Source organism: Streptomyces sp. NPDC048255 (assembly GCF_040652415.1).
Lineage (GTDB): Bacteria > Actinomycetota > Actinomycetes > Streptomycetales > Streptomycetaceae > Streptomyces.
Window position 1 is genome coordinate 1 of the sequence record NZ_JBEZMA010000052.1, and the last position, 19864, is coordinate 19864.

At 71.6% G+C, this 19864-nt stretch carries 20 protein-coding genes and 1 pseudogene; 15 read left to right on the plus strand and 6 right to left on the minus strand.

Translation table 11 applies throughout. From position 1 onward, the window contains the following. Window positions 1-102: 102 nt before the first annotated feature. The gene (locus tag AB0D94_RS29610) at window positions 103-864 is read right to left on the minus strand and encodes an aquaporin (protein WP_362057798.1); all 762 of its coding nucleotides are present in this window, start codon (window positions 862-864) and stop codon (window positions 103-105) included. A 226-nt stretch (window positions 865-1090) separates the two neighbouring features. Between AB0D94_RS29610 and asnB the strand changes: the two genes are divergently transcribed. From asnB to AB0D94_RS29655, 9 genes and pseudogenes are all read left to right on the plus strand, one after another. Further along, on the plus strand, window positions 1091-2944 hold the full coding sequence (asnB, locus tag AB0D94_RS29615; RefSeq protein ID WP_362057800.1) for an asparagine synthase (glutamine-hydrolyzing): 1854 nt from the start codon (window positions 1091-1093) through the stop codon (window positions 2942-2944). A gap of 64 nt (window positions 2945-3008) precedes the next feature. Then, window positions 3009-3701 (plus strand): DsbA family protein, encoded by a 693-nt coding sequence (locus tag AB0D94_RS29620; protein ID WP_362057803.1) that lies wholly within the window; start codon window positions 3009-3011, stop codon window positions 3699-3701. A gap of 19 nt (window positions 3702-3720) precedes the next feature. Continuing rightward, window positions 3721-4434 carry an SDR family oxidoreductase gene (locus AB0D94_RS29625; protein ID WP_362057806.1) on the plus strand — a complete coding sequence of 238 codons (714 nt, stop codon included), beginning with the start codon at window positions 3721-3723 and terminating at the stop codon, window positions 4432-4434. Between the two features lie 79 nt (window positions 4435-4513). Then, window positions 4514-5698, plus strand: coding sequence for a chorismate synthase (gene aroC, locus AB0D94_RS29630; protein WP_362057921.1), 1185 nt, complete (start codon window positions 4514-4516; stop codon window positions 5696-5698). Then, a complete protein-coding gene (locus AB0D94_RS29635; protein WP_362057809.1) occupies window positions 5695-6213 on the plus strand; it encodes a shikimate kinase in 519 nt (172 codons plus the stop codon). Before aroC ends, AB0D94_RS29635 begins: the two co-directional genes overlap by 4 nt. Beyond that, window positions 6210-7310, plus strand: a pseudogene (gene aroB / locus AB0D94_RS29640) (3-dehydroquinate synthase); the annotation flags it as partial. The gene AB0D94_RS29635 and the pseudogene aroB, both read left to right, overlap by 4 nt. A gap of 33 nt (window positions 7311-7343) precedes the next feature. Next, the gene (aroQ, locus tag AB0D94_RS29645; RefSeq protein ID WP_362057924.1) at window positions 7344-7790 is read left to right on the plus strand and encodes a type II 3-dehydroquinate dehydratase; all 447 of its coding nucleotides are present in this window, start codon (window positions 7344-7346) and stop codon (window positions 7788-7790) included. Continuing rightward, entirely contained in the window at window positions 7783-8649 is an 867-nt protein-coding gene (locus tag AB0D94_RS29650) for a shikimate dehydrogenase (protein WP_362057812.1), read from the plus strand. Before aroQ ends, AB0D94_RS29650 begins: the two co-directional genes overlap by 8 nt. A gap of 79 nt (window positions 8650-8728) precedes the next feature. After that, window positions 8729-9790 carry a CE1758 family FMN-dependent luciferase-like monooxygenase gene (locus AB0D94_RS29655; RefSeq protein ID WP_362057927.1) on the plus strand — a complete coding sequence of 354 codons (1062 nt, stop codon included), beginning with the start codon at window positions 8729-8731 and terminating at the stop codon, window positions 9788-9790. A 147-nt stretch (window positions 9791-9937) separates the two neighbouring features. Here the strand turns inward: AB0D94_RS29655 and AB0D94_RS29660 are convergent, their stop codons facing one another. Genes AB0D94_RS29660 through AB0D94_RS29670 form a run of 3 tightly spaced genes read right to left on the minus strand, consistent with a single transcriptional unit; the run spans window position 9938 to window position 12146 of the window. Beyond that, the gene (locus tag AB0D94_RS29660; RefSeq protein ID WP_362057815.1) at window positions 9938-10432 is read right to left on the minus strand and encodes a hypothetical protein; all 495 of its coding nucleotides are present in this window, start codon (window positions 10430-10432) and stop codon (window positions 9938-9940) included. Window positions 10433-10437: 5 nt separating this feature from the next. Next, window positions 10438-11580 carry a hypothetical protein gene (locus AB0D94_RS29665; protein WP_362057818.1) on the minus strand — a complete coding sequence of 381 codons (1143 nt, stop codon included), beginning with the start codon at window positions 11578-11580 and terminating at the stop codon, window positions 10438-10440. Continuing rightward, window positions 11580-12146: a hypothetical protein gene (locus AB0D94_RS29670; RefSeq protein WP_362057821.1), complete on the minus strand. Its 567-nt coding sequence runs from the start codon at window positions 12144-12146 to the stop codon at window positions 11580-11582. Before AB0D94_RS29670 ends, AB0D94_RS29665 begins: the two co-directional genes overlap by 1 nt. Before the next feature lie 89 nt (window positions 12147-12235). Between AB0D94_RS29670 and AB0D94_RS29675 the strand changes: the two genes are divergently transcribed. After that, window positions 12236-13618: a CoA transferase gene (locus AB0D94_RS29675; protein WP_362057824.1), complete on the plus strand. Its 1383-nt coding sequence runs from the start codon at window positions 12236-12238 to the stop codon at window positions 13616-13618. Between the two features lie 162 nt (window positions 13619-13780). On the opposite strand, the gene AB0D94_RS29680 is transcribed toward AB0D94_RS29675, so the two are convergent. Beyond that, window positions 13781-14293, minus strand: coding sequence for a GNAT family N-acetyltransferase (locus AB0D94_RS29680; protein WP_362057827.1), 513 nt, complete (start codon window positions 14291-14293; stop codon window positions 13781-13783). A 38-nt stretch (window positions 14294-14331) separates the two neighbouring features. Between AB0D94_RS29680 and AB0D94_RS29685 the strand changes: the two genes are divergently transcribed. After that, window positions 14332-15141, plus strand: coding sequence for an exodeoxyribonuclease III (locus AB0D94_RS29685; protein WP_362057831.1), 810 nt, complete (start codon window positions 14332-14334; stop codon window positions 15139-15141). Here the strand turns inward: AB0D94_RS29685 and AB0D94_RS29690 are convergent. After that, window positions 15123-15812 (minus strand): MerR family transcriptional regulator, encoded by a 690-nt coding sequence (locus tag AB0D94_RS29690; RefSeq protein ID WP_362057834.1) that lies wholly within the window; start codon window positions 15810-15812, stop codon window positions 15123-15125. The genes AB0D94_RS29685 and AB0D94_RS29690 overlap by 19 nt on opposite strands. 175 nt (window positions 15813-15987) lie before the next feature. Here AB0D94_RS29690 and AB0D94_RS29695 point away from each other — a divergent pair, with 175 nt between their 5' ends. The 4 genes from AB0D94_RS29695 to AB0D94_RS29710 all read left to right on the plus strand — a co-directional run bounded on the left by AB0D94_RS29695 (window position 15988) and on the right by AB0D94_RS29710 (window position 19788). Next, complete coding sequence (locus AB0D94_RS29695) at window positions 15988-17691, plus strand: NAD(P)/FAD-dependent oxidoreductase (RefSeq protein WP_362057837.1); 1704 nt, start codon at window positions 15988-15990, stop codon at window positions 17689-17691. Next, window positions 17688-18623, plus strand: a complete 936-nt coding sequence (locus AB0D94_RS29700) for an alpha/beta hydrolase (protein WP_362057840.1) — start codon at window positions 17688-17690, stop codon at window positions 18621-18623. Before AB0D94_RS29695 ends, AB0D94_RS29700 begins: the two co-directional genes overlap by 4 nt. Then, window positions 18620-19504, plus strand: coding sequence for an SDR family oxidoreductase (locus AB0D94_RS29705; protein WP_362057843.1), 885 nt, complete (start codon window positions 18620-18622; stop codon window positions 19502-19504). Before AB0D94_RS29700 ends, AB0D94_RS29705 begins: the two co-directional genes overlap by 4 nt. A gap of 74 nt (window positions 19505-19578) precedes the next feature. Next, a complete protein-coding gene (locus AB0D94_RS29710; protein ID WP_362057846.1) occupies window positions 19579-19788 on the plus strand; it encodes a hypothetical protein in 210 nt (69 codons plus the stop codon). Window positions 19789-19864: the final 76 nt, after the last annotated feature.

The window sequence follows — 19864 nt, forward strand, 5'->3', positions numbered from 1 at the left end:
AGGGGGAGTCCGCGCACAGCCGCAGGTAGTGGGCGCGGGAGTCGCCGCCCTGCTGCCGGACCAGCCACCGGGCGCAGGCCCGGACCGCCCCCGAGGGATTTCTCAGCGCCGGCGCGCCAGCGCCGCCACCCCTCCCGCGAGGAGCGATCCGGCGACGGGTGCGAGCAGGTAGACCCACAGCACGCCGGTCGTACCGGAGACGAGGGCCGGCCCGAACTGGCGCGCCGGGTTCGCGCCGCCCCCGCAGAGCGGCCCGAGGAAGATGATGACGGCGGCGACACAGACGCCGATGACCGGCGGCAGGTACCGCAGCAGCGGTGGGCGGGTCCCGAAGAAGGCCACGATCAGCATGATCACGGCCATGGCCCCCGCCTCGCCCGCGAACACGGCGCCGGCGCTCCAGCCGGGAGCGGGGGCCAGCGCGGCGTCACCGACCGCGGCGGCCGCGTCGCCCCACACCAGCCTGGCCAGTGCGACCCCGCACAGGGAACCGGCCAGCTGGGCGACCACGAAGGGAACCACCGCCTTTCCGGGGAAGACGCGCAGCAGCCACAGCCCGATGCTGACCGCGGGATTGAGATGACCGGCGGTCTCCCGCCGCATGGAGGGCCCCAGCACGGCGGTGACGATCGCGCCGACCAGCAGCCCCATCGCCACCAGCTGGCCGCGCAGGGTCGGCAGCAGGTCCGACAGGGGGGAGCCGGGTCCCGCCATCCAGCGGACGGCCGTGACCACGGTGAACAGCATGCCGGTGGTGAGCGCGAACTCGTACCCGGCGGTCACCAGCAGGGGAGGCAGGCGGCCGGGCGCGCGTACGGGAGGCCTCGCGGCCCGGGGATCGGTGTCGAGAGTTGTCGATGTCACCCCATGGAATGTGCGTCCGCGCACGGGCCGCGGCAACGAACGAGGGGCGCACTGTGTCAGGTCCGCGGCCGAGGTTCCCGGCCCCGCGACATCAAGAAGTCGCGGTCACCTGACGAAGTGAACCGGCGCCCGTGGACCGGGGATTCGGGCGGGCCCAACACTCCGGGGAGTCGGCCAAGGACACCTGGTCACCTGGTCACCGCTTATCGAGAGGAACCGATCACTTATGTGCGGCCTTGCCGGATGGGTTAGCTTTCAGCGCGATCTGACGGCGCACACCGAAATCGCTTCGGCCATGACGGGCACCATGGAGTGCCGCGGCCCGGACGCGGGTGGGCTGTGGACCTCGCCCCGAGCGATCCTCGGACACCGCCGACTGGCGATCATCGACCTCGAGGGCGGCCGGCAGCCGATGGCCGCCGTCGAGAACGACAAAACGCAGCCCGTCATCACGTACACCGGCGAGGTCTACAACTTCCAGGAGCTGCGCGAGGAGCTGCGCGGACTCGGCCACGAGTTCCGCACCTCCAGCGACACCGAGGTAGTCCTGCGCTCCTACCTGGAGTGGGGCGCCGGCTTCGCGGACCGCCTCAACGGCATCTACGCCTTCGCGATCTGGGACCCGCGTACCGAGGAACTGCTCCTCATCCGCGACCGGATGGGCGTGAAGCCGCTCTACTACTACCCGACTGCCGACGGCGTGCTCTTCGGCTCCGAGCCGAAGGCGATCCTCGCGCACGACGACGCCGAGGCCGTCGTCGACGCCGACGGCCTGAAGGAGATCTTCAGCATCGTCAAGACCCCCGGGCACGCCGTCTACAAGGGCATGCACGAGGTCCGTCCCGCCACGATCGTCCGCTTCACCCGAGAGGGCCGGACCGAGACGAAGTACTGGCAGCTCGAGGCGAAGCCGCACACCGACGACCTCGGCGCGACGATCGCCAACGTCCGCGATCTCCTCGAGGACATCGTGGAGCGCCAGCTCGTCGCCGATGTCACCGTCGGCACCCTGCTCTCCGGCGGTCTGGACTCCAGCGCGGTCACCGCGCTCGCCGCCAAGGCCCTCACCAAGCAGGGCGTGACGGAGCCCATCCGCGCCTTCTCCGTGGACTTCACCGGCCACGACGAGCGCTTCGAGGCCAACGTCCAGTGGGCCGACCCCGACACCCCGTTCGCGGTCGAGGTCGCGGAGCTGGTCGGCGCGGAGCACATCATCGTCGAGCTCGCCAACGAGGACATCCTCGACCCCGAGGTGCGCAGCACCGTCCTGCGGGCCCAGGACCTGCCGGTCTCCACCGGCGACATGGAGTACTCCCTGCTCATCCTGTGCCGGGCGCTGAAGGAGCAGATGACCGTCGCGCTCTCCGGCGAGGCGGCCGACGAGCTCTTCGGCGGCTACACCTGGTTCCACGACAAGGAAGCCGTCGAGTCGAACAGCTTCCCCTGGCACCACCCCTTCGAGCAGGCCGGCGGCATCGGCGCGCTGCGCACGGTCGGCCTGTGGGACAAGCTCGGCCTCACCGAGTACGTCAAGGAGCGCTACACCGAGGCCCTGGACGAGGTCCCCCGGCTGGAGGGCGAGACCGGCCTCGAGGCACGGATGCGCGAGGTCACGTACCTCAACCTCACCCGCTGGGAGAACTTCCTGCTGGACCGCAAGGACCGGATCAGCATGGCGGTCAGCCTGGAGGTGCGCGTCCCCTTCACCGACCACCGCCTCGTCGAGTACGTCTACAACACCCCCTGGGCGATGAAGACCTTCGACGGCCGCGAGAAGAGCCTGCTGCGCGCCTCCATGCGGGGTCTGCTGCCGGACTCGGTCCTCGACCGCAAGAAGAACCCGTACCCCTCCACCCAGGACCGCAGGTACGAACTGGCCCTGCGCGAGCAGGTCGAGGGCATCCTCACCGAGGGCGCCCCGGTCTTCCAGCTGGTCTCCGAGGCGGACATCCGCAAGCTGCTCGACGTGCCGGAAGGCTCGTACGGCGTCGGTGGCCCGTGGAGTGCCCGCGCGGTGCTGGAGCGGCTCATCGAGTTCAACACCTGGGTCACCGAGTACAACGTCCGCGTCGAGCTCTGACCGACGTCCGCCCGTCCGCCCGGCGGCGGCCGGGCGGGCTCGTCCCACCCCAGGAGGAACGGACATGGCGCTACACAACGGCAGCCCGACGGTGACCGTCTGGTCGGACATCGGCTGCCCCTGGGCGAGTCTCGCCCTGCACACCCTGCGCGCCGCGGCGCGCCGCCGGGACCTGCCGCTGCTCATCGACCACCGGGCCTTCCCGCTGGAGCTGTTCAACCGCGAACCCACCCCGAAGTTCATCGTGGACCCGGAGGTCATGGCGATCGCCGCCCGTCTGCCCGAGCTCGGCTGGCGGCTGTGGGACGGCCCGGCGCACACCTACCCGGTGACGACCCTGCCGGCCCTCGAAGCGGTTCAGGCCGCCAAGGACCCCGCGATAGGCGGGCTGCGGGGCAGCGACGAGCTGGACGACGCGCTGCGCCGGGCGTTCTACGCCGACAGCAAGTGCATCAGCGTCCACGCGGTGATCCTCGAAATCGCCGAGCAGTGCGAGCACGTCGATGCCAAGGTGCTGGCGCAGGCACTGGCCCGGGGCAGCGGACGGGCCGAGGTCTACGCGCACTGGCGTACCGCCGAGGGGCCGGACGTCCAGGGCAGCCCGCACCTCTTCGCCGCCGGCGGCTACGCCGCGCACAACCCCGGTGCCACGTTCACGTGGACGGGCTCGCCCTACGAGGGCGGCCTCCCGCGGCTGGACGACTACAGCGCCGCCTGGGCCGACGAACTGCTCGACACGATTCACCGAGAAAGCTAGAGAAAGAGGGGCTTGAACGATGTCCGCACGATTCGCTGGAAGGGTCGCCCTGGTCGCCGGAGCGGGCGACGGCGTCTGCCGGGCGACGGCCGTCGCGTTCGCCCGGGAGGGCGCCACCGTGATGATCGCGGGACCGGATGCCGAGGAGCTGGCGGGCACGGTCAAGCTGATCCGCGAGGCGGGTGGTGAGGTGGACTCCGTCGTGGCGGACATGACGCGGGGCGGCTCCGCCGACGCCATCCGCATGGTGGCGGCGACGGTGGAGCGGTACGGGGCCCTGGACATCGCCTTCAACAACGCGACGGTCACCGGTCCGAACCGGAACGTCGCCGACATCTGCGAGGTCGTCTGGGCGGAGACCCTCGCCGCCAACCTCACCGGGGTGTGGATGGCGATGAAGCACGAGCTCGCCGAGATGGAGTCGCGCGGCAGGGGCGTGATCGTGAACACGGCCTGCAACATGGCGAGCACCGGCCGGCTGGTCGGCATGGGGGCCTACGCGGCCTCCAAGGCCGCGCTGAGCACGCTGACCCGCACCGCCGCCCACGAGTACATCGCCAAGGGCATCCGGATCAACGCGATCAGCCCTGGGCCTGCGCACGAGCCGGGCAACACCGAAGCCGACGGGGCCACCGCCGAGGAGGTCGCCGAGACGGTGGTGTGGCTCTGCTCGGACGAGGCCGCCTTCGTGGTCGGCCACGACCTGGTGCTCGACAAGAAGACCGTGGTCTGAGCCCGCGGCGAGCTGGAACGTCTCTTCCCGCCGGTGCGGGCACGAGTCCGGAATTTCTACGAGGAGCAGTGAGAGAGTGCTGAGCAGGTTGCGCTGGCTGACCGCGGGCGAGTCCCACGGACCCGCGCTGGTGGCCACCCTGGAGGGGCTTCCGGCAGGCGTTCCGGTCGACACCGCGCTGGTCGCGGAACATTTGGCCCGGCGTCGGCTCGGGCACGGGCGCGGCGCCCGGATGAAGTTCGAGCAGGACCAGGTGACGTTCCTGGGCGGTGTCCGGCACGGCCTGTCCCTGGGGTCCCCTGTTGCGGTCATGATCGGCAACAGCGAGTGGCCGAAGTGGCAGAAGGTCATGTCGGCGGATCCCGTGGACCCCGCGGAACTCGCGGAGTCGGGGCGGGGCGCCCCGCTGACCCGCCCCCGTCCCGGCCACGCCGACCTCGCCGGGATGCAGAAGTACGGCTTCGACGAGGCCCGGCCGATCCTGGAGCGCGCCAGCGCCCGGGAGACCGCGGCCCGGGTCGCCCTGGGCGCGGTCTCCCGCTCCTTCATCAAGGAGGTCGCCGGGATCGAGATCGTCTCGCACGTGGTGGAACTGGCCGCTGCCAAGGCCCCGTACGGCGCCTACCCGACCCCCGCGGATGTGGAGAAGCTGGATGCGGATCCGGTGCGCTGCCTCGACGCCGACGCCTCGAAGGCGATGGTGGCGGAGATCGAGCAGGCTCACAGGGACGGTGACACTCTGGGCGGCGTGGTCGAGGTCCTCGCGTACGGGGTCCCGGTCGGACTCGGCTCGCACGTCCACTGGGACCGCCGCCTGGACGCACGTCTGGCCGCTGCGCTGATGGGCATCCAGGCGATCAAGGGCGTCGAGGTCGGCGACGGCTTCGAGCTGGCCCGCGTCCCCGGGTCGAAGGCCCACGACGAGATGGTGTCGACCGACGCCGGTATCCGCCGTACCTCGGACCGCTCGGGAGGGACCGAGGGCGGCCTCACCACCGGTGAACTGCTGCGTGTGCGGGCCGCGATGAAGCCCATCGCGACGGTGCCGCGCGCGTTGGCCACGGTGGACGTGGCCACCGGCGAGGCCGCCGCGGCGCACCACCAGCGCTCCGATGTGTGCGCCGTCCCGGCGGCCGGCATCGTCGCCGAAGCCATGGTGGCCCTGGTCCTCGCGGACGCCGTCATCGAGAAGTTCGGCGGCGACTCGGTCACCGAGACCCGCCGCAATGTCCGGTCGTACATCGACAACCTGCGTATCCGGTGACCGGCGGGCCGCTGATCGTCCTGGTGGGTCCGATGGGTGTGGGCAAGTCCACGGTGGGCGCACTGCTGGCCGAGCGGCTCGGAGTCCCCTTCCGCGACACCGACCAGGACGTGGAGTGTGGGACCGGCCGTTCGGTCAGGGAGATCATCACTGCCGACGGTGAGCGGAGGTTCCGCGAACTGGAGCATCTGGCGGTGGCGCGCGCGGTCGCCGAGACGGGCAGTGTCCTCGCCCTCGGCGGGGGCGCGGTCCTGCACGCGGGCACCCGCGCACTGTTGGCCGGGCTGCCCGTGGCCTTCCTCGACGTCCGGGTCGGCGAGGCCATGAAGCGGGTCGGGGAGGGGACCGGCCGGCCGCTGCTCGCGGAGAACCCGCAGCGGCTCTGGCAGGAACTGCACGAAGAACGGCGTGACTTGTACGCCGTTGTCGCCCGGGTCGTCGTCCCGACGGACGGCCGTACGCCCGAAGACGTCGCGCGGGCGGTTATCGACGCATTGGAGCTGAAGAAGGCATGACCGGGCAGTCTGCGATGCGGATCCGGATCGGCGCGAGCGCCGGCACTGAGCCGTACGAAGTCGTGGTCGGGCGGCGGATCCTGGAGGATTCGGCCGAGTTGCACCGGCTGATCGGACCCGGCGCCCGAAGGGTCGCCGTGATCCATCCCGAGGCGCTGACCGCCATCTCCGAGGCGCTACGCGCCCAGGCCGAGGAACTCGGCTACGAGACGGTCGCGGTCCGGGTGCCGGAGGCGGAGGCGGCGAAGACCGCCGAGGTGGCGGCGGACTGCTGGCAGACGCTGGGCCGGGCCGGCTTCACCCGTACCGATGTCGTGATCGGTGTCGGCGGCGGCGCCACCACCGACCTCGCCGGTTTCGTCGCGGCGAGCTGGCTGCGCGGGGTGCGCTGGCTCGCCGTGCCGACCACCGTGCTCGCGATGGTCGACGCGGCGGTCGGCGGGAAGACGGGCATCAACACCGCCGAGGGCAAGAACCTGGTGGGCGCCTTCCACCCGCCGGCCGGGGTGCTGTGCGACCTGGCGGCGCTGGAGTCGCTGCCGGTCGACGACTACGTGAGCGGCCTGGCCGAGATCGTCAAGGCCGGATTCATCTCCGACCCGGTGATCCTCGACCTGATCGAGGAGGACCCGGAGGCGGCGCGTACGCCGGCCGGCCCGCACACGGCCGAGCTGATCCGCCGCTCCATCCAGGTCAAGGCGGACGTGGTCTCCAGCGACCTCAAGGAGGCCGGGCTGCGGGAGATCCTCAACTACGGCCACACCCTCGCGCACGCCATCGAGAAGAACGAGCGCTACATGTGGCGGCACGGTGAGGCCGTCGCCGTCGGCATGGTCTACGCGGCCGAACTCGCTCAGTTCGCGGGGCGGCTGTCCGCATCCGATGTCGAGCGCCACCGTGCCGTCCTGACATCCGTGGGCCTGCCGGTCACCTACCGCGACGACCGCTGGCCCCAGCTGCTGGACACGATGCGGCTGGACAAGAAGTCCCGCGGCGACCAGCTTCGCTTCATCGTCCTCGACGGTGTCGGCCACCCCGGCGTCCTGGCGGACCCACCCCCGGAGATCCTGGAGGCCGCCTACGCGAAGATCGCGGCCACCCGGCCGCCGAGAGCCCCCGCCTCCCAGCGGGTGCTCGTCCTCAACGGCCCCAACCTCGGCCGCCTCGGCTGCCGCGAGCCCGGGATCTACGGGACGACTTCGTACGCCGGGCTCGTCGAGGCCTGCCGGACCCTCGGCAAGGAACTCGGACTCGATGTCGAAGTACGCCAGACCGACGACGAGAGCGAACTGATCCACTGGCTCCACGAGGCCGCCGACTTCACACTGCCCGTCGTCCTCAACCCTGCGGCCTTGACCCACTACTCGTACGCGGTGCGTGACGCGGCCGCGCAGTGCACGGCGCCGCTCATCGAGGTCCATATCTCCAATCCGCAGGCCCGTGAGGACTTCCGGCGAGTCTCGGTGGTCTCCCCGGTCGCGAGTGGCACCATCGCCGGGCTGGGCATCGGGTCCTACCGGCTTGCGCTGCACGCCCTCGCGACGCGAGCACCGAACCGGGTGAGCTGTGATGCCTGACCTGGACCTCGCGGACGAAGGCCGGCGCAGGGCCGCCGTTCTCGGCTCACCCATCGCCCACTCGCTCTCCCCGCTGCTGCACAGCGCCGCATACGTCGCGCTCGGCCTGGATCACTGGTCCTACGGCCGCTTCGAGGTGGACGAGCGGGGTCTGCCGGGCTTTGTGGCCCGGCTCGGGGGGCGATCCGGCTCCGTGTGGGCCGGTCTGTCGCTGACTATGCCGCTCAAGCGGGCCGTCATCCCGTTGCTGGACGAACTCACCGGCAGGGCGGCCTCTGTAGGGGCCGTCAACACCGTGATCCGGGGCCCCAGCGGACGGTTGACCGGCGACAACACCGATATCCCCGGCATGGTCGCGGCTCTGCGGGAGCGGGGCGTGACCCAGGTCGAGTCCGCCACCGTGCTCGGCGCGGGGGCCACTGCGGCCTCCGCGATCGCCGCCCTCGCGGAGGTCTGCTCCGGACCGGTCACCGTCTTCGCGCGGGTACCCGGGCGCGCCGCCGAGCTGAGAGGCTGGGGCGAACGCCTCGGCGTGGACGTCCGGACGGCGCGGTGGGAGCACGCCGACCGTGCCCTGTCCGCCCCGCTCGTGATCTCCACCACCCCCAAGGGTGCCGCGGACGGCTTCGCGGGGGTTGTGCCCGCCGCCCCCGGGGTCTTGTTCGACGTGGTGTACGACCCGTGGCCCACAGCACTCGCGGCGGCCTGGGCAGGCCGCGGCGGATCGGTACTCGGCGGTCTCGACCTGCTGGTCCACCAGGCTGCACGCCAGGTGGAGCTGATGACGGGTCACAGCCGGGCCCCGCTCGCGGCGATGCGCGCGGCGGGCACGGCGGCGCTGGCCGCGGCAGTCGCATGACGACGACATGCCTGTACGGGCCTGCGTCCTCGCTCGGGTGCCGCGCGAACACACACATCCTGGAGGACAGATGAGCGCAATGCAGTTCGGGATCTTCACGATCGGAGACGTCACTCCCGATCCGACCACCGGGCGGGCGCCGACCGAGCACGAGCGGATCAAAGCGATGACCGCCATGGCGGTCAAAGCGGAGGAGGTCGGGCTCGATGTCTTCGCCACCGGCGAGCACCACAATCCGCCGTTCGTTCCCTCGTCCCCGACGACGCTGCTCGCCTGGATCGCGGCGCGCACGGAGCGGCTGATCCTCTCCACGTCCACCACGTTGATCACCACCAACGACCCGGTGAAGATCGCGGAGGACTACGCGATGCTCCAGCACCTGGCCGACGGCCGGATGGACTTGATGCTGGGCCGGGGCAACACGCCAGCCGTCTACCCGTGGTTCGGCAAGGACCAGCACCAGGCCATACCGCTCGCCGTCGAGAACTACGAACTCCTGCACACCCTGTGGAGGAAGGAGCGCGTGACCTGGGAGGGGAAGTTCCGCACCCCGCTGCGGCACTTCACCTCCACACCGCGCCCGCTGGACGGCGTAGCGCCCTTCGTCTGGCACGGCTCGGTCCGCTCCGCCGAGGTCGCGGAACTGGCCGCCTTCCACGGCGACGGATTCTTCGCCAACAACATCTTCGCGCCCATGGGCCACTACCGGCAGCTGGTGGAGTTCTACCGCGAGCGGTTCGCCCACCACGGCCACGGAACCCCGGAACAGGCCATCGTGGGCCTGGGCGGCCAGACATTCCTGAAGCCGCGCTCCCAGGACGCGTTCCGTGGCTTCCGCCCGTACTTCGACCGCTCGCCGGTCTACGGCGGTGGCCCCTCCCTGGAGGACGTCGCCGCGCAGACTCCGCTGACGGTCGGTAGCCCGCAGCAGGCGATCGAGAAGACGCTGGCCTTCCGCGAGATCTACGGCGATTACCACCGGCAGCTCTTCCACGTGGACCACGCGGGCCTGCCGCTGAAGGCCGCCCTGGAGCAGATCGAGATCCTCGGGACGGAGGTCGTCCCGGTGCTTCGCAAGGAGATGGACTCCATCCGCCGCCCCGGAGTCCCGAACGCACCCCGCCACCCTGCCGCGCTGTAAGACGGAACCCCTCTGCCCTGCGGAAATGCAGCGCAGAGGGGTTCCGATGGGGATCCCGTCCGATCGGAAGATCGGGCGGGATCTTCTGCATGTCCGGGGGGTACGGCCGAGGGCCGGGCCGCCCTCGTGGGGCGGCCCGGATCCGGGTCAGCCGTTCCGCTGGAGCTTCAGGCGGAAGTCCGGGCAGACGTCGGGGTCGGAGTTGTCGTAGACGAAGGTCCGCTCGGCGTCGATGCCGATGGAGAGCTTGTCCAGGGTGTCGCCCGGCAGGAACAGTTGCGGCTTCTCGAAGTGCAGACGGAGCAGGGAGCGGCCGTTCGGGGACTGGCCGGACTCGACCTCCCAGGTGCCCGAGCCGGAGAAGGCCTCGCCCAGCTCGGCGCGGTGGAAGCCGCCGGTGGGCCAGTTCTCCGCACTGAGGGTGCCGCCGCCCTTTCCGCCGGGGTCGGCGGTGAGCGTGAGGCGGACGCCCTCGGCCTTCAGGGAGCCCTCGTAGGTGCCGGCGAGCTGGGCGGCGCCGGCCGTGGTCGACTCCTCCGGGACGCAGCGTTCGAAGGTGTCCGAGCCGCAGGCGGTGAGCGAGCCGACGAGAACGGCGAGGGCTGCGGCGGCGCGGCGGATGCGGTGGGATCGGTGGTGCACGGGAACTACTTCTTTCCGTCTGCCGGGATGCGCTCGGTCCAGGTGATCGTCTGCTCGACCGTGGAGAAGACGCCCTCCTCGCGGTTGAACTTCTTCAGCCAGTCGTAATAGCCGACGAAGTGGAGGAAGGACTCGTTGCTGGTCTTGTTCTCCAGGGAGTACTCCACCACGAGGGAGCCGTCCGGGTCCTGGCCCTTCACGTTGTAGCCGAGGGAGTAGGAGCCCATGAAGGCCTCGCCGAGGTGGTCCTCGTCGTTGGTGACGATGGCCGGGATGTCGGTGAGGAACAGCTTCTTCAGCGCGCCGACCTTTCCGTCCTCGGAGATGGAGTAGCTGACGGTGCCCTCCTGCTTCCCCTGGGACCGCCACTCGGCGAGGGTGTCGGCGCGCAGCTGGTCCATGCTCACGCTGGACTTGATGAGCTCCGTCATCTTGTCGCCGTCGGCGTACTCGCGCTTGCGCGGGCCGTCTCCGCTGACCCAGTCCCAGCCCAGCGAGTAGGCGCCTTCCTTCTGCGTGCCGGGGTACGGGTTCTTGCCCTGCATGGCGAGGTTGAAGGCGTTGTAGTCGTCGTGCGAGATCTTGTTCGTGGAGTCGATGTTGCTGTGCTGGGGGTTCGGGTTGAACCACTGGCCGAGCCCGACGTCCGACATCAGCGCGTACGCCAGGTTCCGGTCGGCGATGATGCCGCGCTTGACGATGGCGTTGATCTCCTTCTGGGCCCCTTCGATCGCCTTCGCCTCGGGGGAGTCCTTGGCGATCACCTTGCACTGGCCGTCGAAGACCGTGGTGGACACCTCGCCGCTCGCCTGGATGAAGACGCCTTTTGCCTGGATGCGTTTGACGGCCTCCTGGAGGTCCTTCTTCACCGTCTTGAAGTCGCCGAGGGCGTCTTCAAGGACGCCGACCGCCGCCTTGGCGACCTTGGCGGCCGACTCGATCTGCCGCTCGATGTCGTCGATCATCCGCCAGGCGTACGGGGCCGCCGCGCCCTCCCAGTAGCCCTTGTCCCGCAGCGGCGTGAGCATCTCGTCGTGGACGCGCTTCGGGAGCTTCGTGAGGGCCTCTTGCGTGGTGCGCCACTGGGTGACGAGCTTCTCCAGCGGCCCGAGGTCGGTTTCCAGGATCTCCTGGTAGAAGGTCGTCATCAGAGCCCCTCCAGCAGCGAGCGGCGCTTCACGCCGTTGAACGACTGCTCGATCTCGGCATTGGTCTTGTTGTAGTCCCGGGCTCCGGCGCGCAGGCTCTCGGCGATGTGCGCCAGCCAGCCAGCGACGGTTCCCGCCTGCTTCTCCCACTGCGTGTGCGCCGTACGGATGCTCTTGGCCGACTCCCAGCCCACCATCGCGGCGACCGCCGCCTGGGCGGGCTCCTCCAGTGCGGCCGCCGGCTTGGTGAAGGCGGTGTGGATCTCGTCCGCCTTGCCCGCCGCCGTGTTGAGGACGGACGGCTCGATCTTGAGCCGGTCCTGGGTCGGGCCGCCGGGTGCGGGTGCGAAGGGCGAGCCGGGCGAGGGGGGCTTCTGGAGGAAGGGCGACGAGGGCTGCTGGAGGAGGGGCGGACCCGGCTGCGGCAGGAGCGGGGTCAGCGGGTCCCGGTAGCTGTCGGCGGGCGGGGCCTTGGTGACGCCGCCCATCCACTCGGAGTTGTGCCGCTTGAGCTCATCCGGGGTCAACGGCAGCTGGGCCGGTTCGGGCAGTTTGTCGTCGGCCATGTGGTGGATCCCCCTGTGCGCGAACGCGAATACGAACACATTTGCGTCCGTACCTTAGTCGAGTGGACCGGAGGGTCGAGAATGGGCCCATGGTGATCAGCGGTGCGGGCGATCAGGCGACGGTGCAGGCGTGGGCAGCGCTCGGCGGGACGGCCGGGGCGGCCGGGCGGGTGAGTTACGGCGGGGCCGGTGGGCTCAATGAAGGGCCCCTGCCCGTACGGGAATTGGCGCGGGCGACGGTGGGCGTGTGCGCCCTGGCCGCGGCGGAGCTGGGCGCGGTGCGGGCCGGGAGAGGAGTGGACGGCGCCGGCCGTGTCGCGGTGGACGAAGGGGCGGTGGCCACTGCCTTCGTGAGCGAGCGTCACCTGCGCGTCCAAGGGCGTGCACCGGTGAACTTCGCGCCGCTGTCCGGGTTCTGGCGGACCGCGGACGGATGGGTGCGGACGCACGCCAACTATCCGCATCACGAGGCGGCGCTCGTGCGGGCGCTGGGGCTGGGCTCGGCGACCCCGGAGGGGCTGCGGGAGGCGGTGGCCCGGTGGTCGGCCGTCGAGGTGCAGGAACGGGCGTACGGCGAGGGCGGGCTGGCCGTCGCGGTGGCCGGGGAGTACGGGGAGCCGCAGCCGCTGGTGGAGTCCGTACGGGACCCCGGCGGTCGGGACCGGGTGCTCGGGCCGGCTCCGCAGGGGCGGCCCGCGGCCGGGGTGCGCGTACTGGACCTGACGCGGGTCATCGCCGGACCCGTGGCCACGCGGACCCTCGGGCTGCTCGGGGCGGACGTGCTGCGCATCGACGCGCCCGGGCTGGCGGAGGCGGACGACGCGTACGCGGACACCGGCTTCGGGAAGCGGTCGGCGCTGCTGGACCTGGGAGCCGCGCAGGACCGGGCGGTGTTCGAGGGGCTGCTGGCGGAGGCCGACGTGGTGGTCACGGGGTACCGGCCGGGCGCGCTGGAGCGGTACGGGCTCGGGGCGCAGGACCTGCTGCGGCGCAGGCCCGGGCTGGTGGTGGCGCAGCTGTGCGCGTGGGGCTGGCAGGGGCCCTGGGCGCGGCGGCGGGGCTTCGACTCGCTGGTGCAGGCGGGCTACGGGATCTCCGCGCGCTGTGCGGGCGCGGACGGCGTCCCGGGGGTGCTCCCGGCGCAGGCGCTGGACCACGGCACCGGGTACCTGGTGGCCGCCGGTGTGCTGCGGGCCCTGGCGGACGGGGGCGGGTACGCGCTGCGGTGCTCCCTCGCGGGGACGGCGTCGTGGCTGGTACGAGAGGTTCCGGCGACGGGCGCTCCGGTCGCGGCGGGGTACTCGGCGTCTTCGGCTGCGCCGGGTGCTGCGGGGTATTCGGCGGAGCCGTGGCTTCGTGAGACGGACTCCGGGTATGGGCCGCTGCGCCACGCGGCCAGTCCCTTCGGGGATTGGGCGGTGGGGCCGTCTCGCTGGGGCGCGGACCGGGCCGTTTGGCTCGCGCCGCGGTAGGCCCGGCGGGGCCGTCGCTGGGGCTCCGCCCCGGGCCCCGCGCCTCAAGCGCCGGCGGGGCTGGGTTTGGCTGTGCCGTGTGTCTGGCTGGGGTCAATGATTCGGGGCTCCGCCCCGGGCCCCGCGCCTCAAACGCCGGCGGGGCTGGAATTTTGCCGCGCCTCAAGCGCCGGCGGGGCTGGGTTTGGCCAGGGGCTTCGCCATGCAGCGGCTGGAGTCGTGGAAGCGGTAGTAGCCGAACTTCGGGGCCGGCGTGTAACCCGTGGAGGAGTAGAGGGCGATCGCCTCGGGCTGCTGGTCGCCCGTCTCCAGGACCATGCGCAGCCGGCCCGCCGCGCGGGCGTCCTGCTCCAGCTCCGCCAGGATCCGGCGGGCCAGGCCGAGGCCGCGCGCCTCGGGTATGACGTACATGCGCTTCAGCTCGGCGTCGCCGTCCGCGTAGCCCTCTTCGTTCTCGTCCTGGCTGCGCCAGCCGCCGGTGGCGACCGGCGCGCCCGTGGCGTCGTACGCGATCAGGTACAGGCCCCTCGGCGGGGAGAACATCGACGGGTCGAGGAAGGTGAGATCGCCCTCACCCCCGTACCGCGCCTCGTACTCGAGCTGGACCTGGTCGTTGAGTTTCACCGCGTCCGGGTGGTCGTACGGCACGGGGAGGAGCTGGATCGCGTGAGACATCCGAACATCGTACGGAACCCTCCGGCTATGGTGCTCGGATGCTCACTGTGACCTCCGTGAATGTGAATGGGATCCGCGCCGCCGCCAAGAAGGGCTTCGGAGCGTGGCTCGACGGATCTGACGCCGACGTGGTCTGCCTCCAGGAGGTACGGGCCGAGGAAGTGCAGATTCCGGAGGAGGTCAGGCAGCCCGAGGGCTGGCACACCGTGTTCGCGCCGGCCGCCGCGAAGGGCCGGGCCGGGGTCGCGCTGTACACGCGCAGGGCGCCGGAGGCGGTGCGGGTCGGCTTCGGCAGCGACGAGTTCGACGCCGCCGGGCGGTACATCGAGGCGGATCTGCCCGGTGTGACCGTCGCCAGCCTCTACCTGCCCTCCGGGGAGGCCGGGACCGAGAAGCAGGACGAGAAGTACCGGTTCATGGCGGAGTTCCTGCCCTACCTGCGGGAGCTGCGCGTGCGGGCCGCCGCGGACGGCCGGGAGGTCGTGGTCTGCGGCGACTGGAACATCTGCCACGAGGAAGCCGACCTCAAGAACTGGAAGACCAACCGCAAGAACGCCGGCTTCCTCCCCGAGGAGCGGGAGTGGCTGGGCCAGGTCTACGACGTGGCGGGCGCCGGGTACGTGGACGTCGTGCGGACGCTGCACCCCGACACGGAAGGGCCGTACTCCTGGTGGTCCTACCGGGGCCGGGCCTTCGACAACGACGCCGGCTGGCGGATCGACCTCCAGGTCGCCACCCCGGGGCTGGCGGCGAAGGCCGTGAAGGCCTTCGTCGAGCGGGCCGAGACGCACCCGGAGCGCTGGTCCGACCACGCGCCGGTGACCGTCGTCTACGAACTCGGTGCGTGACCTGAGCCGGATGCCAGCAGGCGGTCCATCGCCATCGTCAGCTCGGCCTCGACCACGCTCTTGGCGAGCGGGCGCAGGCGCGGGAGGGCGTCCTCCGGGAGATGGGCCGAGATCAGCTCGGTGAACAGGGCCGCCATCGCGTCCGCGTGCTCGCGGACGCGGCGGCCCGTCTCCAGTACGGCCGAGAGCGGGACGCCCTCGCGGACCAGGGCCGAGGAGACGTCCAGCAGGCGCCTGCTGACGTGCACGATCTCGTCGCCGTCGGTGGCCAGGTAGCCGAGGTCGAGGGAGGCCGCCAGGTTCTCCGGGGTGACCTCGCCCTCGAAGTAGTCGGCCAGTGCCTCCGGGGTGAGGCGCACGGGGGTCTCCTCCGACCAGCCGATGCCGAGCAGCTCGCCGAGCTGTCCGACGTCGCGGCCGTTCTCGAAGGCGGCCGTCAGCTCGGCGATGCCGCCCAGGGTGTGGCCGCGCTCCAGCAGGGCGGCGATGGTGCGCAGCCGGGCCAGGTGGTGGTCGTCGTACCAGGCGATGCGGCCCTCGCGGCGGGGCGGCGGGAGCAGTTTGCGCTCGCGGTAGAAGCGCAGGGTGCGCACCGGGATGCCGGCCGCCTCGGCCAGTTCCTCCGTACGGTACTCACGCACTGTCTTCGCTTCCGTCTCTTCCTTCGCCACGGGCGCAGCCTAGGCGGTACCCGCGGTAACTTTCCGGGCGCGACCCCTACCCATGGGTACACGGCTGCTCTACTCTCCCGATTGTGCCAGTGATTGCTGGCAGTGTTTTGGCGGTGTGTGGCGTGGCGTGGCGTGGCTGGGACTGCGGACGAAGCGGAATCGGAAGGCGGCGGGCATGGGCGGCAAGGGCGAGCGCGAGCGGCGCGAGCACGTACGAGTGGCAGTGATCGGGTCGGGATTCGGCGGCCTGGGAGCCGCCGTGCGGCTGCGGCGGGAGGGGATCACCGACTTCGTCGTCCTGGAGCGGGCCGGCTCGGTCGGCGGGACCTGGCGCGACAACAGCTACCCCGGGTGCGCCTGCGACGTCCCCTCGCACCTGTACTCCTTCTCCTTCGCGCCCAACCCCGACTGGCCCCGGACCTTCTCGGGGCAGTCGCACATCCGGGCGTACCTGGAGCGCGTCGCCGACACCTTCGGGCTGCGTCCGCACATCCGGCTGGACTCGGACGTGCGGATGATGCGCTGGGACGCCGAGGAGCTGCGGTGGGAGATCGAGACCTCCTCCGGTGAGCTGACCGCCGACGTGGTGGTCTCGGCGACCGGGCCGCTGTCCGACCCGAAGATGCCCGAGATCCCCGGACTCGCCGAGTTCCCCGGCAAGGTCTTCCACTCGGCGCGCTGGGACCACGACTACGACCTGACCGGCAAGCGCGTCGCCATGATCGGCACCGGCGCCTCCGCCATCCAGATCGTGCCCGCCATCGCACCCCAGGTGGAGCACCTCACGCTCTTCCAGCGGACCCCGCCGTGGGTGATGCCGCGCACCGACCGGGCCATCTCCGCCGTGGAGCGCTGGCTCCACCGCCAGCTGCCCTTCACCCGCGCGGCGCGGCGCGGGCTGCTGTGGGGGATCCGGGAGCTCCAGGTCAGCGCCTTCACCAAGCGGCCGAACCAGCTCGGGCTGATCGAATCGCTGGCCAAGGCCAATATGGCGCGCTCGATCAAGGACCCGGCGCTGCGGGCGAAGCTGACGCCGTCCTACCGGATCGGCTGCAAGCGGATCCTGCTCTCCAGCGAGTACTACCCGGCGCTGGCCCGGCCCGACGTGGACCTGGTCGCCTCCGGGCTCAAGGAGATCCGGGGCTCGGTCCTGGTCGCCGCCGACGGGACCGAGACCGAGGCCGACGCGATCATCTTCGGCACCGGCTTCCACGTCACGGACATGCCGATCGCCGACCGGGTGGTGGGCGCGGAGGGCAAGACCCTCGCGGCCGAGTGGAAGGACGGGATGAAGTCGCTGCGCGGGGCCACCGCGGCGGGCTTCCCCAACTGGATGACGATCATCGGGCCGAACACCGGGCTCGGGAACAGCTCGATGATCCTGATGATCGAGTCGCAGCTCAACTACATGGCGGATTACCTGCGGCAGCTCGGCATGCTGGGTGGGAAGGTCGCGCTCGCGGCCCGTCCGTCTGCCGTCAACCAATGGAACCGGCAGGTGCAGGCCCGGATGGAGCGGACGGTGTGGAACACCGGCGGCTGCACCAGCTGGTACCTGGATGCGCAGGGGCGCAACACGACGGTGTGGCCGGGGACGACGGGCGAGTTCCGCCGGGAGACGCGGAGCGTCGATCTGGCGGAGTACGAGGTGGTCCGGGTGCGAGAGCGGGTTCCGGCTGCGGTGGGGGCTGCCGGCGCGGCGCCGGTGCCGGGGGCTCTGCCCCCGGACCCCCGCGCCTCAAACGCCGGCGGGGCTGGGTTTGGCTCCGGCGGCGCTTCAAACGCCGACGAGGCTGGGTTTGCCTCCGGCGGGGCTGGATCGGCCTCCGGCGGGACTGAAGATGCGCGGCCCGCCGCCCAGGCGGAGGGCGCCGCGTGAGCCGGCCGGCGCACGTCGTCTCCGGGCGGTACGCCCCGCCCGCCGCGCGGCGGGAGCTCGTCGCCGTCTCCGCCGACGGGGCCCGGCTGCACGCCGAGGTGCACGGCGAGGAGGGGGCGCCGGCCGTGGTGCTCGCGCACGGCTGGACCTGCTCCACCGCGTTCTGGGCCGCGCAGATACGGGACCTGGCGAAGGACCACCGGGTCATCGCCTACGACCAGCGCGGCCACGGGCGCAGCCCCGCCTCCCGTACGCACAGCACCACCGCCCTCGCCGACGACCTGGTCGCCGTCCTCGGAGCCGCCCTCGCCCCCGGGGAGCGGGCCGTGGTCGCCGGGCACTCCATGGGCGGGATGACGATCATGGCCGCCGCCGGGCGGCCGGAGTTCGCCGAGCACACCGCGGCCGCGCTGCTGTGCAGCACCGGCAGCGCCCGGCTCGTCGAGGAGGCCATGGTCCTGCCGATCCGCGCCGGGCGGGTGCGCACCCGTGTCACCGGCGCGGTCCTCGGCTCCCGCGCCCCGCTCGGGCCGGTCACGCCGATCGCGCGGAAGGTGCTCAAGTACGCCACCATGGCCGCCGGTTCCGCGCCGGACAAGGTCGAGGCCTGTGCCCGTATCGTGCACGCCTGTCCCACCGGGGTCCGCCACGCCTGGTCCCAGGTGCTGGCCGGGCTGGACCTCGACGCCGAACTGGCCCGGCTCACCGTGCCCACCGCCGTCATCGGCGGCAAGGACGACCGGCTCACCCCCGTGGTGCACGCCCGGGGGATCGCCGCCGCCCTGCCGAACTGCGTAGGGCTCACCGAGCTCACCGGCACGGGGCACATGACGCCCGTCGAGGCCCCCGAGGCCGTCACCGGTGCGGTGCGCGAGCTGACCGCGCTGTACCTCCCCGCCGTAGAGGCCGAAGAGAAGGAGAAGACGCCGTGAGCGCGCACAGGAGTCTGGAAGGCCAGGTCGCCGTCGTCACCGGAGCCGCCCGCGGCGTGGGCGAGCTGCTCGCCCGCAAGCTCTCCGCGCGGGGCGCGAAGGTCGCGCTGGTGGGTCTGGAGCCGGAGGCCCTCAAGGAGGTCTCCGAGCGGCTGCACGCCGAAAGCGACCACTGGTACGCCGACGTCACCGACCACGAGGCCATGGCCCGGGTCGCGCAGGAGGTCAAGGAGCGCTTCGGCAAGGTCGACATCGTCGTCGCCAACGCGGGCGTGGCCTCCGGCGGGCCGTTCGCCGACTCCGACCCCGACGCCTGGCGCCGGGTGATCGAGGTCAACCTGATCGGCGGGGCCGTGACGGGACGGGCCTTCCTGCCCGTCCTGACGGAGAGCCGCGGGTACTTCCTCCAGATCGCCTCGCTCGCCGCGATCACCCCGGCGCCCATGATGACCGCGTACTGCGCCTCCAAGTCGGGAGTCGAGGCCTTCGCCCACTGCCTGCGCGCCGAGGTCGGCCACAAGGGGGTCAAGGTCGGCGTCGGCTACCTCTCCTGGACCGACACCGACATGGTGCGCGGCGCCGACCAGGACGAGGTCATGCGCGAGCTGCGCCAGCGGCTGCCGTGGCCCGCGAACCGCACGTACCCCCTGGGTCCCGCGGTCGACCGCATCGTGGCGGGCATCGAGCGGCGCTCGGCGCACGTGTACGCGCAGTGGTGGCTGCGCGGGATGCAGGGCGTACGGGGGTACCTGCCGGGGATCATCGGCGCGGTCGGACAGCGCGAGATGAAGCGGTTCGAGCCCCGACTCGGCAGTGTCTCCAAGGGACTTGTGGGAGCCGGCGGGGCCGCCGACGAGCAGGAGCGGACCCGGCGCGCCTAGTCGAAATGCGAGGGATGTCGCTGCGTGCCAGGCTGGTCGGGGCCAAGCCCCGACACCCTTCCAGGAGGAACAGCATGGGTCTCAAGGACCAGTTCCAGGACAAGGCGAAGCAGCTCGCCGAGCAGGCCAGGGCCAAGGCGCAGGGCGCGCCGGGCCTGCGGGACGAGACCTCCGGACGTTCCTCGCAGGCCGGACAGGCCGGACAGGCCGAACAGGCCGAGCAGGACACGAAGGCGCGGGCCGACAGGACCCGGGACGCCTTCGACAGCGGCTTCGAGGACTGACCGGATCCGCAGCCGCACCCGGGCCCGCCGCAGGGGGCCCGGTCCGCACTCCCCGCGGACCGGGCCCTTCCGCGCT

Coding starts and splice junctions, on each gene's coding strand:
- AB0D94_RS29675 (WP_362057824.1), top strand. CDS start 12,236: ATGGTGATCAGCGGTGCGGGCGATCAGGCGACGGTGCAGGCGTGGGCA.
- AB0D94_RS29650 (WP_362057812.1), top strand. CDS start 7,783: ATGCCTGACCTGGACCTCGCGGACGAAGGCCGGCGCAGGGCCGCCGTT.
- AB0D94_RS29680 (WP_362057827.1), bottom strand. CDS start 14,293: ATGTCTCACGCGATCCAGCTCCTCCCCGTGCCGTACGACCACCCGGAC.
- AB0D94_RS29665 (WP_362057818.1), bottom strand. CDS start 11,580: ATGACGACCTTCTACCAGGAGATCCTGGAAACCGACCTCGGGCCGCTG.
- AB0D94_RS29670 (WP_362057821.1), bottom strand. CDS start 12,146: ATGGCCGACGACAAACTGCCCGAACCGGCCCAGCTGCCGTTGACCCCG.
- AB0D94_RS29685 (WP_362057831.1), top strand. CDS start 14,332: ATGCTCACTGTGACCTCCGTGAATGTGAATGGGATCCGCGCCGCCGCC.
- AB0D94_RS29655 (WP_362057927.1), top strand. CDS start 8,729: ATGCAGTTCGGGATCTTCACGATCGGAGACGTCACTCCCGATCCGACC.
- AB0D94_RS29620 (WP_362057803.1), top strand. CDS start 3,009: ATGGCGCTACACAACGGCAGCCCGACGGTGACCGTCTGGTCGGACATC.
- AB0D94_RS29695 (WP_362057837.1), top strand. CDS start 15,988: ATGGGCGGCAAGGGCGAGCGCGAGCGGCGCGAGCACGTACGAGTGGCA.
- asnB (WP_362057800.1), top strand. CDS start 1,091: ATGTGCGGCCTTGCCGGATGGGTTAGCTTTCAGCGCGATCTGACGGCG.
- AB0D94_RS29625 (WP_362057806.1), top strand. CDS start 3,721: ATGTCCGCACGATTCGCTGGAAGGGTCGCCCTGGTCGCCGGAGCGGGC.
- AB0D94_RS29710 (WP_362057846.1), top strand. CDS start 19,579: ATGGGTCTCAAGGACCAGTTCCAGGACAAGGCGAAGCAGCTCGCCGAG.